The organism is Microbacterium sp. G2-16M, from assembly GCF_055809115.1.
This window is the reverse complement of record NZ_CM147897.1, coordinates 2,844,236-2,857,262: the sequence shown is the minus strand read 5'-3', so window position 1 is coordinate 2,857,262 and position 13,027 is coordinate 2,844,236. Positions and strand designations below refer to the sequence as shown.

Annotated in this window: 12 protein-coding genes and 1 tRNA gene; 4 read left to right on the top strand and 9 right to left on the bottom strand. The window is 70.7% G+C overall.

All coding sequences use genetic code 11. The annotated features are described in order from the left end of the window. Window positions 1-4: 4 nt before the first annotated feature. From ehuD to ehuB, 3 genes are read right to left on the bottom strand one after another with little or no spacing between them, the layout of a single operon-like run. Window positions 5-664: an ectoine/hydroxyectoine ABC transporter permease subunit EhuD gene (ehuD, locus tag AC0L6F_RS13465; protein ID WP_473538288.1), complete on the bottom strand. Its 660-nt coding sequence runs from the start codon at window positions 662-664 to the stop codon at window positions 5-7. Further along, the gene (gene ehuC / locus AC0L6F_RS13460) at window positions 661-1,422 is read right to left on the bottom strand and encodes an ectoine/hydroxyectoine ABC transporter permease subunit EhuC (RefSeq protein WP_274637091.1); all 762 of its coding nucleotides are present in this window, start codon (window positions 1,420-1,422) and stop codon (window positions 661-663) included. The genes ehuD and ehuC overlap by 4 nt, the downstream gene beginning before the upstream one ends. A 6-nt stretch (window positions 1,423-1,428) precedes the next feature. Next, window positions 1,429-2,343: an ectoine/hydroxyectoine ABC transporter substrate-binding protein EhuB gene (ehuB, locus tag AC0L6F_RS13455; RefSeq protein ID WP_473538285.1), complete on the bottom strand. Its 915-nt coding sequence runs from the start codon at window positions 2,341-2,343 to the stop codon at window positions 1,429-1,431. A 279-nt stretch (window positions 2,344-2,622) separates the two neighbouring features. Here ehuB and AC0L6F_RS13450 point away from each other — a divergent pair, with 279 nt between their 5' ends. Next, on the top strand, window positions 2,623-3,393 hold the full coding sequence (locus AC0L6F_RS13450; RefSeq protein ID WP_473538283.1) for a GntR family transcriptional regulator: 771 nt from the start codon (window positions 2,623-2,625) through the stop codon (window positions 3,391-3,393). A gap of 84 nt (window positions 3,394-3,477) precedes the next feature. Here AC0L6F_RS13450 and AC0L6F_RS13445 read toward each other — a convergent pair. The 3 genes from AC0L6F_RS13445 to AC0L6F_RS13435 all read right to left on the bottom strand — a co-directional run bounded on the left by AC0L6F_RS13445 (window position 3,478) and on the right by AC0L6F_RS13435 (window position 5,367). Continuing rightward, window positions 3,478-3,550 (bottom strand) — tRNA-Arg (locus tag AC0L6F_RS13445). Between the two features lie 77 nt (window positions 3,551-3,627). After that, the gene (locus AC0L6F_RS13440) at window positions 3,628-4,314 is read right to left on the bottom strand and encodes an asparagine synthase (protein WP_473538281.1); all 687 of its coding nucleotides are present in this window, start codon (window positions 4,312-4,314) and stop codon (window positions 3,628-3,630) included. A gap of 99 nt (window positions 4,315-4,413) precedes the next feature. Beyond that, on the bottom strand, window positions 4,414-5,367 hold the full coding sequence (locus tag AC0L6F_RS13435; RefSeq protein ID WP_473538280.1) for an aldose 1-epimerase family protein: 954 nt from the start codon (window positions 5,365-5,367) through the stop codon (window positions 4,414-4,416). Between the two features lie 135 nt (window positions 5,368-5,502). Here AC0L6F_RS13435 and AC0L6F_RS13430 point away from each other — a divergent pair, with 135 nt between their 5' ends. Further along, on the top strand, window positions 5,503-6,087 hold the full coding sequence (locus AC0L6F_RS13430) for a DnaJ family domain-containing protein (RefSeq protein WP_259611243.1): 585 nt from the start codon (window positions 5,503-5,505) through the stop codon (window positions 6,085-6,087). Here AC0L6F_RS13430 and AC0L6F_RS13425 read toward each other — a convergent pair whose 3' ends face one another. From AC0L6F_RS13425 to AC0L6F_RS13415, 3 genes are read right to left on the bottom strand one after another with little or no spacing between them, the layout of a single operon-like run. Beyond that, window positions 6,088-7,128, bottom strand: a complete 1,041-nt coding sequence (locus AC0L6F_RS13425) for an NAD(P)H-dependent flavin oxidoreductase (RefSeq protein WP_473538279.1) — start codon at window positions 7,126-7,128, stop codon at window positions 6,088-6,090. Between the two features lie 44 nt (window positions 7,129-7,172). Further along, entirely contained in the window at window positions 7,173-8,669 is a 1,497-nt protein-coding gene (locus AC0L6F_RS13420) for a carboxylesterase/lipase family protein (protein ID WP_473538278.1), read from the bottom strand. Further along, the gene (locus AC0L6F_RS13415) at window positions 8,666-9,268 is read right to left on the bottom strand and encodes a TetR/AcrR family transcriptional regulator (protein WP_473538277.1); all 603 of its coding nucleotides are present in this window, start codon (window positions 9,266-9,268) and stop codon (window positions 8,666-8,668) included. Before AC0L6F_RS13415 ends, AC0L6F_RS13420 begins: the two co-directional genes overlap by 4 nt. A gap of 102 nt (window positions 9,269-9,370) precedes the next feature. On the opposite strand from AC0L6F_RS13415, the gene AC0L6F_RS13410 reads away from it, so the two are divergent. Further along, a complete protein-coding gene (locus AC0L6F_RS13410; RefSeq protein ID WP_473538276.1) occupies window positions 9,371-10,681 on the top strand; it encodes an MFS transporter in 1,311 nt (436 codons plus the stop codon). A 72-nt stretch (window positions 10,682-10,753) separates the two neighbouring features. After that, the gene (locus AC0L6F_RS13405) at window positions 10,754-13,018 is read left to right on the top strand and encodes a glycoside hydrolase family 3 C-terminal domain-containing protein (protein WP_473538275.1); all 2,265 of its coding nucleotides are present in this window, start codon (window positions 10,754-10,756) and stop codon (window positions 13,016-13,018) included. Window positions 13,019-13,027 lie beyond the last annotated feature (9 nt).

The following is a 13,027-nucleotide window of genomic DNA, read 5'->3' as shown; positions in this document are numbered from 1 at the left end:
GGTGTCAGTTCGTGAAAGCAAGACGCTTCTCCAATCGCCCCACCAGCAGCGAGGTGGGGTAGCTCGCGACGAGGAAGATCACGCCGCACAGGGTGATCGCCTCGATGTATCGGAAGTGGTTGCCACCGAATTCGAGTCCCGCCTGGACGAGCTCGACGACGCCGATGGCGACGAGGAACGGAGTGTCCTTGAACATCGAGATCGCGTAATTGCCCAGCGCGGGGACCGTCGCGCGAAGCGCCTGCGGGATGATGACGGCCACCCAGGTGCGCGTGCGCGACATCGACAGTGCCGTGCTGGCCTCCCACTGACCGGTGGGGACCGCCTCGATGCCGGCGCGGTATACCTCGGACATGTACGTCGAATAGTGGATGCCGAAGATCACGATGCCGATGGTCATCGGGTCGATCGAGGTGAACGCGAAATACGCGAACATCAGCTGCACCACGATGGGCGTCATCCGGATGAAATTGACGATGAACCCCACGATGCCGGTGATCGGCTGCGGGGCCGAGCGCCGCACGACGGCGATGATCAGCCCGAGGACGGCGGCGATGAGGGTGCTGACCACCGTCACGACGAGCGTGACCTTCAAGAACGCGACGAGAAGGTCGGGCAGGACCTGCCACGCGAGATCCCATTGCCAGATCGGCTGGTCGGTCATCGGACACGCTCCCCATCGAGATCGGCGGCGCTGGATGCGACCGGATCGACCGGCGGCCGGGTGCGGAAGCTCAGCGCCTCGCGCAGCGACTGACCGCGGCCGATCTTGTGCTTCGCGTGCACCTCGAGCGCGTTCATCAGGAGCGTGAACAGGTAGGCGACGACGAAGTACATCACCAGGCCGATGCCGTAGGCGAAGTAGGTGCTGCCGGTCTGGATGCGCAGCTTGTCGATCCAGTGCGTGAGGTCTGCGAGGGTGATGAAGCTCACGATCGCGGTGGCCTTCAGCAGCTGGATGAGCAGGTTGGTCAGCGACGGGATCATCAGCGCCCACGCCTGCGGGAAGATGACCCGCAGCATCCGCTGCGTCGGCGACATGCTGAGCGCGGTCGTGGCCTCCCACTGCCCGGTGGGCACCGAGTTGATGGATCCGCGCACGACCTCTGCGCCATAGGCGCCGAAGTTCAGGCCGAGGGCGAGGATGCCCACCAGCAGCGGAGGCCACTCGACCCCGAACATCGGCATCACGAAGAACAGCCAGAACAGCTGGACGACCAGCGAGGTGCCCCGGAAGAATTCGATGATCACCCGGGCGATGCCGCGCAGCACGATGTTCTCCAGCCGCGCCATCAGGCCGAGAGCGATCGCGATGATCACCGCCAGCAGGGCGCCCGCGACGGTCAGCTCGACGGTCACCAGGACCGCCGAGCCGAGCGTCGGCAGCGCGCTCTGCAGGGCGCTCAGCAGATCAGCGGACAAGAGGACTCAGCCCTCGTCGCCCTTGCAGAGCTGCTCGGTGGTCAGGTCGGCCGGAGGCATGTTCTCCTTGGTGAACCCGTACTCGCCGACCAGGCCGAGGTAGGTGTCCTCGTCGCTCGTGATCTTGTCCAGCTGCTCGTTGTAGGCCTTCAGCAGCTCGGTGTCGCCCTTGCGGAACACCTCGGTGCCGGCGCCGATCTGCTCGACTCCGTCGATCTTCTGCACGAACGCGGGAGTGGTCTCGACCTTGTCGTTGCCGCTGTTCTTGGCCATGTAGTTCAGCGAGATGGCGGTCATGGCGAACACATCCGCGCGACCGTTGGCCACGACATCCATGCCGCTCTGCGCATCCTTGACCGACTGCGACACCTTCAGGCCCAGGCTGTCGGCGTACCCGGCTTCGATGCCGCCGTTGAGCACCGCGAGCTTGACGTCCTTGCCGGCATCCTGCGCCTTCTTCACGTCATCGAGCGTCTGAAGGCCGAGCGGATTGCCCTGGGCGACCATCAGGCCGGTCGTGTACATGATCTCCGGGTCGGCGAACGCCGCCTGCGCGCAGCGGTCGGGCAGGATCGACATGCCGGCGCTGACCGCGTCGAAGCGACCGGCGTTCAGGCCGGGGATCAGCGAGTTCCAGTCGACCTCGACGACCTTGACCTCGTCGATGCCGATGGCCTTGAAGATCTCCTTGTCGATCGCGATCGTCGCACCCTTGGCCTCGCCGCCCTCCTTCCAGGAGTACGGGCGCTCGTCCGCGACTGCGACCGTGATCGAGCCCTTCGCCTTCAGCTGCTCGAGCGTGCTCTTTCCGCTGTCCGAGTCGCTGGATCCTCCGCCGCCGCTGCAGGCGGCGAGCATCGTCAGAGCCAGGACGCCCGCGCCGGCGACCCCGATCCGGGTGAGCGTGGAACGCTTCGTCATCATTTCCTCTTTCGGTGGTGTGCGGGGCGAACCACTCAGCCAGCGCGGTGCGCGTGCCTGGCGACCCGGCCCGAAATGGGTGATGGCCGTCAACAACCTTATGCCGATTCGTGGACAGTCGTGCAATCTGAGCGTCTATTTGTCTGATTGTATGCAGAGTTGTTATCCTGACCTCGCCAATGACGGTCGCCGCTGGGGCGCGCCGGTACCGTGGACTCAGCGGAATGCCGGAGTGACGGCCGACGGTCAGCCGCCACCGTGCACGTTGAAGGAGCACCCATGTCCGCAGTGAAAGCGCCCCTCGGCTCGGGGAGCGTGTTCCCCGTTCCGCGCAGTTCGACCGTCGACCTGATCGCGATCGAGCTGCGCACCGCGATCTTCTCCGGTGCGCTGGCCGTGGGCAGCCCGATCGGCGAGGTGGAGATCTCGTCGCAGCTGGGCGTGAGCCGCAGCCCGCTGCGGGAGGCCGCGCAACGGCTCGTGCAGGAAGGCCTGCTGACGGCGACGCCCGGGCGCGGGCTGCGGGTGAGCGTCATCGGGTCCGAGCATCTGCAGGATCTGTACGACGCGCGTGCGGCGGTCGAGTTCGAAGCGATCCGGCTGATCGTCCGCCAGGCCGATGCATCGGTGCTGGGCGACATCGACGCCGCCCTCGCCGAACTGGTGCGCGTCAGCGCCGGCGAGGATGCCCGCGCCATCGGCGATGCGGATCTGGTGTTCCACCGGCGCCTGGTCGAGGCATCCGGCAACCGGCGGCTGTCGCAGTACATCGCGACGCTCGCGATCGAGACGCGCATCGCGAGCTTCAGCACCAGCGATGAGTACACCGTGCGGCGGGATGTCTCCCCCACCTATCGCGCGCTGGTCGACGCGCTGCGCGCCGGCGACGCCGACGCCGCGATCGCGGCCATGCAGACGCAGTTCGACGAGGCTGTGGCCCGCCTTTCCGGACGACTGGACGAGGTCGGCGTCGAGGTCGACACGATCGCGCAGCCCACCACTGAGCCGCCCGCGCTGCGTCCGCTGGGCGTCAGCGACGCGCCGGAGTGAGCGGCACCCGCCTTCGATCGGCCGTGGGAAAGACAATGGCCCCGGTTCCGAAGAACCGGGGCCAGGCACTGTCTCAACGCAGTGTGCGCTCGAAGGGACTCGAACCCCCAACCTTCTGATCCGTAGTCAGATGCTCTATCCATTGAGCTACGAGCGCTCGTGCACACTGCTGCGCACAGTCGTCAATCCTAACCGACGGACGGCGCCGGTGCGAATCCGCGCGGCACCCCCGGTCTACTCCAGTTCGGAGAGGTCGACGCCCGCGGCCCGGGCCGGGGCATCCGCCACGACCGGCTCGTCCTGCTCGCCGGACGCGCCCTCGGCGTTGCGGCGCCGGTGGGCGGCCAGCCGGGGCAGGTCGACCAGACGCAGCGACTGCATCCGCGCCTCGCGCAGCTTGTCGTAGTCCGGCTCGAGATCGGGGCGCGCCGCCTCGATGCGCAGCGTGCGATCGATGTTGCGCTCGACATCCGACCAGGCGGCCTCGCGCGCCCCTTCGACCAGGATGCGCAGCTGCTCCGGATCCTCGGCGCGCTCGCGCAGCTTGGCCGCGACCCGCTCGGACTGATGCTGGCGCCTGCGCAGATTGCGCACATCCCGGCTGCGGTAGTCGTGCGTGCCGTAGGAGTCGCTGTGCCGGCGGCTGGCGCGCTTGCGCGCGGCCTCGACCCGACGGGCGTCCTCCTCGGCCTCGGCTGCCACCCCCAGCAGCGTCTCGCGCGCCGCGGGCATGAACCGCTCCACGTCGAAGTCCTCGCCGAGGCTGATCGTCTCGACGAGGATGCGGTTCTTCAGCGCGAGTCGGGTCGCCGCCGACGCGACGTACAGCCCCTCCGCCACCATGTCCGAGACCGTCGCCCGCTTCGGGCGCCGGGACGGCCAGGCGCGCCGGGCCGCGCCTTCACCCTTGCTGTCCGCCACTGACTCTCCCCGCGGCTGCCCGACTTCCTGCTCTCAGCGTAGCCGTCGCCGATCACCGCCGATGCCCGGCCGGATCAGGCGGCGACGACTGATCCCGGGTCAGACGATCGCGGCGATCCTCCAGCTTGCGGTGGCGGTCTCGCCGGGCTCGACGACCGCCAGCCCGGTGTCGTACGGGTAGGCGTCGTCGTTGAACGCGTCCGGCGCGCACGTCATCGGCTCCAGCGCGACCCCGGCCCGGTGGGCGGGGTCGGCGGTGCCGCCGGGCTGGTCCGAGGTGAACACCTGCACCCAGGGGCACTCGGCGTCCCACACCATCTCCACCCCGGTGCCGTCGGCGGCCGTCACCCGCGCGGTGATCGCGTCGTCGGCGTCCGCAGTCAGCCCGGTGAACGCGTGGTCCAGCTGAACGCCGACCAGCGGCCGCGGCGCACGGAAGTCGAAGCGCGCCGGGTCCTCGGCATCCACCGTCGCCAGCCCGGCCGGGATCATCCGGTCCCCGGCCACGCGCAGCACCTCGGCCGCGGGCAGCTCGAGCGTCCAGTCGTCGACACCGCCGGCACCGGCCACGAGGTACGGGTGCGCGGACGTGCCCCACGGCGCCGGCTGCTCGGACTCGTTGACCACCGACACCGACTGGGTCAGCCCGTCGGCGTCGAGCGTGAAGGTGGTGCGCACGACCATGCGCCACGGGTAGCCCTTCTGCGCCTCGATGACCCCTTCGAGGGTGACGTGGCTGGGGCCCTTGGCGACCGCGACGAACTCGATCCACGACCCCAGTCCGTGCAGTGCGTGGCCGCGCGCGGGCTCGGTGAGGGCGAGCTGCAGCTCGGCGCCGTCGAACGTGTACCGGCCGTCGACGACGCGATTCGGCCAGGGGACCAGGGTCGCGCCGCGGTGTCCCGGACGCACTTCGTCCGGGTCGAAGGGCAGCACCAGGTCGCGGCCGGCGTGGGTCAGCGTCCGCAGGGATGCTCCGACCCCGGCGATCACCGCCTCGTAGTCGCCCGCCCGGAGGGCGTGCTGGGTGCCGGAGAGGGGGATGCGTGCCATGGGGATGTCTTTCTGAAGGGAGGGTGCGGGGTGGGCTTCGGGTGCGCCACGCGGGCCGATTCTACCCGCTGGGAGCGCTCACGCCGCGCGCGTCGTCCGCGACCGGTCGTAGGCTCGAAGACACGGAGGTGCCGCATGACCGAAGATCCCCGCGAGGCCGCCGCGCGCTATCAGCAGGAACGCGAGCGGCTCGAGCATCCCGAACTCCACGGCGACGAGCCCGAGCAGACCGCCACGCCGCGCACGATGAACGAGCAGCAGCGGTGGGCGTACGTGGAGACGAGCATCCAGCAGGCGATCCGGCGTGGCGAGTTCGACGACCTGCCCGGCGCCGGCAAGCCGCTCGAGGGACTGACCGACCATCACGACCCGGACTGGTGGATCCGGCGCAAGATCCAGACCGAGCAGCTGGGCGGCCTCGGCCCGCCCGCACTCACCCTGCGCGTGGAGAGCGAGCGGCTGGAGCAGACGCTGGACGAGCTGCGTCGCGAGCAGGACGTGCGCGAGGCACTCGAGGACTTCAACACCCGGGTCATCCATGCGCGGCGCCAGCTGCAGGGCGGTCCGCCGGTGGTGACCGCGACCCGCGACGTCGAGGCCGAGATCGCGGCGTGGCACCGGCGGCGCACCGAGCGCGCGCAGCGCGCGGCGGCCGCGCAGGCCGCTGCGGCGGCAGCGGCCCCGACACGCCGGCGCTGGTTCCGCTCGCGCGCGTCGTGATCAGGCGGGCAGCCCCGCGCGCAGCTCGGCGAACACCTCGTCGGCTTCGGTGCGGGTCGCCAGGGCCGCGGACTGTCCGGCCCACAGCGAGGCGAACGCGCCGAGCCCGCGCCGGCCGGCCTCGGCGCGGAACTGCCCGGTCAGCCAGTTCTGCGCGGGGAACGGCGCAATCGCCCCGTTCTGCTCGATCGTGCGCACCGCCTGGTTCGGGATGCCGCGGGCCAGCCGTCCGCTCATCGCCCGGGTGAGCACGGTGGTCGTGTCGGCGGCCGCAGCGATGGCGGCGCGGTGCGCGTCGGATGCCGCGGACTGCCGGGTGCGCAGGAACGCCGTGCCCACCTGCACGCCGGCTGCTCCGAGGGCGAACGCGGCGGCGACCCCACGCCGATCGGCGATGCCTCCGGCGGCGATCACCGGCGCCGAGACGGCGTCGACCACCTGCGGCACGAGCGCGAACGTGCCGATCAGAGACTCCTCGGCCGGGGCGAGGAACGACACCCGGTGCCCGGCGGCCTCGGCGCCGCTGGCCACGATCGCGTCGACCCCCGCGGCATCCATCGCCACCGCCTCGGCGACCGTGGTCACGGTCCCGGTGATCCGGATGCCGCGCGCGTGCGCGCCCGCCACCAGCTCGGCCGACGGCACGCCGTAGACCACGCTGAGCACGGCCGGCGCGGCCTCGAGCACGGCATCCAGCTGCTCGTCCACCGGCGGGAGGAACCGTTCCGGCAGCGGCGGGACCGGCACGCCGAGCTCGGCGAAGATCGGCGCGACGGCGGCGGCCGGCTCCGACAGATCGACCTCGCCGGGTGTCACCTCGTCGCCGGTCGGCAGCCAGAGGTTCACCGCGAACGGCTGCCGCGTGGCGGCGCGGAGCTGGGCGATGGTGTCGCGGATGCGATCGGGCGCGTATCCGTACAGTCCGTACGAGCCGAGCCCGCCGGCGTCGCTGACGGCAGCCACCAGCGCGACCGAGGACAGCCCGCCGAACGGGCCGAGGACGATGGGATGCTCGATGCCGAGCGCGGCGGACAGGTTCATGATCCCGACGCTACTCCGCCGGCGCCGGGCTGCCGCCGGGCCGTTCAGCCGGCGAGCGGGCGGACGGAGGCGTAGCCGTCGGGGAGCACGTCGGGGGCGGATGCCGCTCCCCCGAACACGCGCGTGGCGCCGGCCGACTCCGACCAGGGCCGCCAGCCGGGGGCGCCCTCGCGGACGAACGCCACCGCGGCCCCGTGCAGCGCGTCTGCCAGCGCCTGTGGCGGATCGTCGCCGGCGAGGACGTCGACCTTCTCGGCGTCGAGGCAGTCGAACCAGAACGGCACGTCGATGCAGTGCACGGCCCAGCCGAACTTCGGCGACGCCCAGGAGAACCGGCTCACCCAGGTCGGGCGCGATCCGCGGGCGTCGGCGACGCGCGCCAGCGGCGCCCGGAACAGGGTGTCGGTCGCGAACCGGCCGAGGACGGCCGCGGTGCCCTTGCGGCGCTGCGGCCCGTTGGCCGCCAGATAGGCCCGGCGGACGGCGCGGTCGGGGATCATCCGGCGCAGCAGGATCGACGGCGGGATGAACCGCAGCTTGCCCTTGGCGCCGTCGGTGGCCATCGTGAACTCGTCGTCGGCCGCGCTGAGCACGAGCGGCTTGTCGCCGCCGATGCCGCTGCGGATCGAGTCGAGCGTGGGCTCGGTGATGAGATCGCCGTCGATCATCGGCCCCCAGGGCAGACCGTCCGTGAGCATCGACTGCATGCCGGCCATCGGGTCGAGCTTGTCGGGGTTGGCCGCGTCGTCCTGCAGCTCGAGCACGCGGGTCTCGGGCAGCGACGCGAAGCCGTCGCGGGTCGGCTCGACGCCGGCGAGCTCCGCGAGCGTTTCGCTGAAACGCTTCGCGCGGTCCGGGCGCACATCGCCCACGGCGCCGGACAGCGACCACGCCGAGCGGAACAGGTGCTGTGCCGCCGGCATCCCGAGCAGCGTCAGCACGGCGCCGCCGCCGGCGGACTGCCCGGCGATCGTGACCCGTGCCGGATCGCCGCCGAACGCGGCGATGTTGCGCTGCACCCAGTCCAGCCCCAGCAGCCAGTCGCGCACGCCGCGGTTGGAGGGCGCCCCCTCGATCGCCCCGAAGCCGTCGAAGCCGAGCCGGTAGGAGAGCGACACCGTCACGACGCCGTCGCGGTTGAACGACCGTCCGTCGTACCAGGGGCTGGCCGGCGAGCCGGCGGTGAAGCCGCCGCCGTGAATCCACACCAGCACCGGGAGCGCCGTCTCGGGTCGGCCGGGCGCCGGGGTGAACACGTTGACGTTCAGCGTGGACTCGCCGGGGATCGACGGCTCGGGGATGAGCGTGATCTCGGCGAGCTGCTTGCGCTGCGGCGTCGGGCCGTAGGCTGAGGCATCCCGCACCCCCTCCCACGGGGCGATCGGCACCGGGGCTTCGAACCGCAGCGGACCCACGGGGGCCTCGGCGAACGGGATGCCGAGGAATGCGGCGGACGCGCCGCGCCACACCCCTCGGACCTGGCCGACGTCGAGGGTCACCAGCGGCCGGCCGGTCGCGGTGTCGGCGGTGGGTGCGCTCATGGGGTGGTGCTCCGTTCGTGGGGGAGGATGCCGAGAGCCGCGAGCAGGCGCTCGAGCTCGGCCGCCATGTCGATCGTCGGGTCCTGCAGCCACAGTGTCTGCAGCCCGTCCGCGGCGGCGGTGACCAGAAGGCCGACCGAGGCAGTGTCCAGGTCGGCCGGATAGCGTCCGGCGCGTGCGTCCGCTTCGATGATGTCACCGAACAGCGCGCGCATGCTCGCGCGGCGTTCGGCGAAGAAGCAGTGCGCGGGATGGTCGGGGTCGCTGGCCTGGGCGTGCAGCCGGGTGTAGAGCTCGACCAACCCCGGCACCTCGGCGTTGTGGCGCATGACCCGCAGGAAGACGCGAGCCGGATCGACGTCGGCCTCGGCCCGGTAGGTCGCGAAGTCGAGCTCGTCGCGCTTGCGCAGGATCTCGGTGAACAGCTCGTCCTTGGTGCCGAAATAGTGCAGCAGCCCGGCGGGGCTCAACTGCACCGCCGCCGCCAGTTTCTGCACCGATGCGCCGGCGTAGCCTTCGCGCGCAATGACCTCCAGCGCCGTGTCGAGGATCTCCTCGCGCTTGGCGACGCCCTTCGCATACGCACCTCGCTGAGCCATGCCCCGACCCTAAACCGAATCGTGCTTGCTTTTCAATACCGAATGCCTTACCGTTTTCGCTACCGGCCTCATCATCGCGGCCGATCCCCCGAAGGAACCACCATGACAATGCCGTCAGACCCACCCGCCTTCCCGCCCGCCGTCGAGCCCGTCCCCACCGCCTTCATCGAGGAGGCCACGGGCAACCAGGATCCGCCCGCACCCATCAAGGGCGTCCGGCGTCTGCTGGGATGGATCATCCCCGCGAACCTGGGCATCTTCCTGATCTGGGGCGCGGTCCCCGGCATCCTGCTGCCGCAGCAGATCACACTGCTGGACCCCGACCCGGTGCGCAAGGTCGCCAACCTGGCCATCGTCATGACGATCAGCGCGTTCGCGGCCATGCTCGCGCAGCCGATCGCCGGTCAGCTCTCCGACCGCACGCGCTCGCGCTTCGGCCGACGCACACCCTGGATCGTCCTGGGTGTGCTGGCAGGCGGGCTCTCGCTGGTGGGCCTCGCGTTCGCGAACAGCATCGTGGGCGTGGCCATCGCATGGGTGCTCGTCCAGGTCTGCTACAACTTCGCCCAGGGCCCGCTGAGCGCGATCATGCCCGACCGTGTCCCACTCTCCCGCCGCGGCACGTTCGCCGCGCTGTCCGGGATCGGCCTGATGGTGGGCGCGCTGGGCGGACAGATCATCGGCTCGCTGTTCTTCAACAGCCTTGCGGTCGGCTACCTCTTCTTCGCCGCCTTCTCGCTGGTGGCCCTGACCCTGTTCGTCGTCTTCAACCCGGACTACTCCAGCAAGGAGATGCCGGCCGAGCCGTTCCGGATGGGCGACTTCCTACGTACGTTCTGGGTGAGCCCGCGTCGGCACCCCGACTTCTTCTGGGCGTTCACCGGACGACTCCTCCTCTACACCGGCTACTTCGCGGTCACCGGGTATCAGCTGTTCATCCTCACCGACTATCTCGGCGTCACCGAGCCTCAGACCGTGATCCCGCTGCTGGGCATCATCAGCCTCGCCGGAATCCTGCTCGCCACGGTCGTGTCGGGCCCGCTGTCCGACAAGCTCGGACGGCGCAAGATCTTCGTCTTCATCTCGTCGATCGTCACGGGTGCGGCACTGGTATTCCCCTGGGTGTCGCCGACCCTCGGGTCGTGGATGATCATGACGCTGGTCGCCGGACTCGGCTTCGGCATGTTCCAGGCCGTGGACACGGCGTTGATGAGCGAGGTGCTGCCGTCGGCGAAGTCGTTCGCGAAGGACCTCGGCGTGGTCAATATCGCCGCCACCCTGCCACAGACCCTGGCGCCGGGTGTTGCCGGGGCCATCGTGCTCACGTTCGGCTACGCCGGGCTCTTCCCGGTCGGTATCGTGCTGAGCATTCTGGGCGCGTTCGCGGTGTGGCCGATCAAAGCGGTGCGCTAGCCGTGGCGTCGGCACAGAGCACGAGCGCCGCACTCGCAACCGACTGACCTCTCCACCAGAAGGAATGACGCAATGACCGACTCCCCGTCCACCGCCGCGCTCACCATCGAAGAGAAGGCGTCGCTGACCAGCGGCCGGGACTTCTGGCACACGAAACCGGTCGAGCACGCCGGCATCCCGTCGATCATGCTGACCGACGGTCCGCACGGGCTGCGCAAGCAGGCCGAGGGCGGCGACCACCTCGGTCTCGGCCAGAGCGTGCCGGCGACCTGCTTCCCGCCCGCGGCGGCCCTCGGCTCGTCGTGGGACGTCGAGCTCGTCGAGCGGGTCGGACGGGCGCTGGGCACCGAGACCGCGATCGAGAACGTCGGCGTGCTGCTGGGCCCGGGCGTGAACATCAAGCGCTCCCCGCTGTGCGGCCGCAACTTCGAGTACCTCAGCGAGGACCCGATCGTCTCGGGCGTGCTGGGGGCGGCGCTGGTGACCGGCATCCAGTCGAAGGGCGTGGGCACGTCGCTGAAGCACTTCGCGGCCAACAACCAGGAGAGCGACCGGATGCGCGCCTCGAGCGACGTCGACGAGCGGCCGCTGCGCGAGATCTACCTGCGCGGATTCCAGCGGGTGGTGCAGGACGCGCAGCCCTGGACCGTGATGTGCTCCTACAACCGGATCAACGGCGTGTACGCGTCCGAGGACCCGTGGCTGCTCACGCAGGTGCTGCGGGACGAGTGGGGCTTCGAGGGCCTCGTCGTCTCGGACTGGGGTGCGGTCAACGAGCGGGTCCCGGCGCTTCAGGCCGGTCTCGACCTGGAGATGCCGGCCTCGGGCGGTCGCACGGACGCGCAGATCGTCGCCGCGGTGCGCGACGGCTCACTCGACGAGAGCGTGCTGGATGTCGCCGCCGGCCGCGTGACCGAGCTGGTGCGCAAGGTGCAGGCCGGCGCCGGCCGGATCGCCGGGCCGCTGGATGTCGACGCGCACCACGCGCTCGCCCGCGAGGCGGCCGGGCGCTCGATGGTGCTGCTGCGCAACGAGGGCGGGGTGCTGCCGCTGGCCCGGGACGCGCGCCTGGCCGTGATCGGCGCGTTCGCCGAGCATCCCCGCTATCAGGGTGCCGGGTCGTCGATGATCAGCCCGACCCGTCTGGACAACGCGCTCGACGAGATCCGCGCCGCCGCGGCCGGTGACGTCGCGTATGCGGCCGGGTTCAGCCTGGCCGTGAACCCGAGCGGCGACGAGACCGCCGTCCTCCGGGACGAGGCCGTGGCCGCGGCGTCCGCCGCCGACGTGGCGGTGCTGTTCCTGGGCCTTCCGGCGCGGCTGGAGTCGGAGGGCTACGACCGCGACGACATCGACCTGCCCGCCGATCAGCTCGCCCTGGTCGATGCCGTGCTGGCCGTCAACCCGAACACGGTCGTCGTGCTCTCCAACGGCGGCGTCGTGGCGCTGCCGTTCGCCGCGCGCGTGCCGGCGATCCTGGAAGGCTGGCTGCTCGGCCAGGCCGGCGGTGGCGCGACCGCCGACGTGCTGTTCGGCGATGTCAACCCCTCGGGCAGGCTCGCCGAGACGATTCCGCAGCGGCTGAGCGACTCCCCCGCGTATCTGTCCTTCCCCGGCGAGTTCTCGCACGTGCGCTACGGCGAGGGTCTGTTCGTCGGCTACCGGTGGTACGACGCGCGGCAGCTGGACGTGGCGTTCCCGTTCGGTCATGGCCTCTCGTACACGACGTTCGCGTACCGGGATGCCGCGGCCGACCAGAACGCGGCCGGCGACATCGAGGTGCGGGTCACGGTCGTCAACACCGGCGACCGTGCCGGCCGCGAGGTGGTGCAGGTCTACACCTCGCTGCCCGGCGGCGCCGTGCAGCGTCCGGTCCGCGAGCTGAAGGCGTTCGCGTCCGTGCACCTGGAGCCCGGCGAGGCGCGCGAGGTGGTGCTGACGGTGCGGCGGGACGACCTCGCCTACTGGGACGGCCGGGTCGCCGGCTGGGTCGTCGAGGGCGGCAGCTATTCCGTCGAAGTCGCGGCGTCGAGCCGCGACATCCGCTCGTCCGTGACGGTCCCCGTCGACGGCGACGCGCTCGTGCTGCCGCTGACCCACGAGTCGTCGCTGGCCGAGGTGATGGGCCACCCGATCGCCGGTCCGCTCCTGCAGGGCGCGGTGGCGCAGCTGACCTCGGGGCTCGAGGGGATGGATTCGATCATGCCCGAGGGCGTCTCGATGGAGAAGATGATGGCGTCCTTCCCCATCGGTCGCATCTCGATGGTCGCCGGTGATGCGGTCACACCCGAGATGATCGACGGGCTGCTGGCCGCGGCCAACGCCGGGCGGCCGTAGTCCGCCCGA

What these genes read in the sequence shown, in the direction of transcription:
- ehuD (WP_473538288.1), bottom strand. Translation starts at nt 664, where the DNA reads ATGACCGACCAGCCGATCTGGCAATGGGATCTCGCGTGGCAGGTCCTG.
- ehuB (WP_473538285.1), bottom strand. Translation starts at nt 2,343, where the DNA reads ATGACGAAGCGTTCCACGCTCACCCGGATCGGGGTCGCCGGCGCGGGC.
- AC0L6F_RS13450 (WP_473538283.1), top strand. Translation starts at nt 2,623, where the DNA reads ATGTCCGCAGTGAAAGCGCCCCTCGGCTCGGGGAGCGTGTTCCCCGTT.
- AC0L6F_RS13435 (WP_473538280.1), bottom strand. Translation starts at nt 5,367, where the DNA reads ATGGCACGCATCCCCCTCTCCGGCACCCAGCACGCCCTCCGGGCGGGC.
- AC0L6F_RS13430 (WP_259611243.1), top strand. Translation starts at nt 5,503, where the DNA reads ATGACCGAAGATCCCCGCGAGGCCGCCGCGCGCTATCAGCAGGAACGC.
- AC0L6F_RS13425 (WP_473538279.1), bottom strand. Translation starts at nt 7,128, where the DNA reads ATGAACCTGTCCGCCGCGCTCGGCATCGAGCATCCCATCGTCCTCGGC.
- AC0L6F_RS13420 (WP_473538278.1), bottom strand. Translation starts at nt 8,669, where the DNA reads ATGAGCGCACCCACCGCCGACACCGCGACCGGCCGGCCGCTGGTGACC.
- AC0L6F_RS13415 (WP_473538277.1), bottom strand. Translation starts at nt 9,268, where the DNA reads ATGGCTCAGCGAGGTGCGTATGCGAAGGGCGTCGCCAAGCGCGAGGAG.
- AC0L6F_RS13410 (WP_473538276.1), top strand. Translation starts at nt 9,371, where the DNA reads ATGACAATGCCGTCAGACCCACCCGCCTTCCCGCCCGCCGTCGAGCCC.
- AC0L6F_RS13405 (WP_473538275.1), top strand. Translation starts at nt 10,754, where the DNA reads ATGACCGACTCCCCGTCCACCGCCGCGCTCACCATCGAAGAGAAGGCG.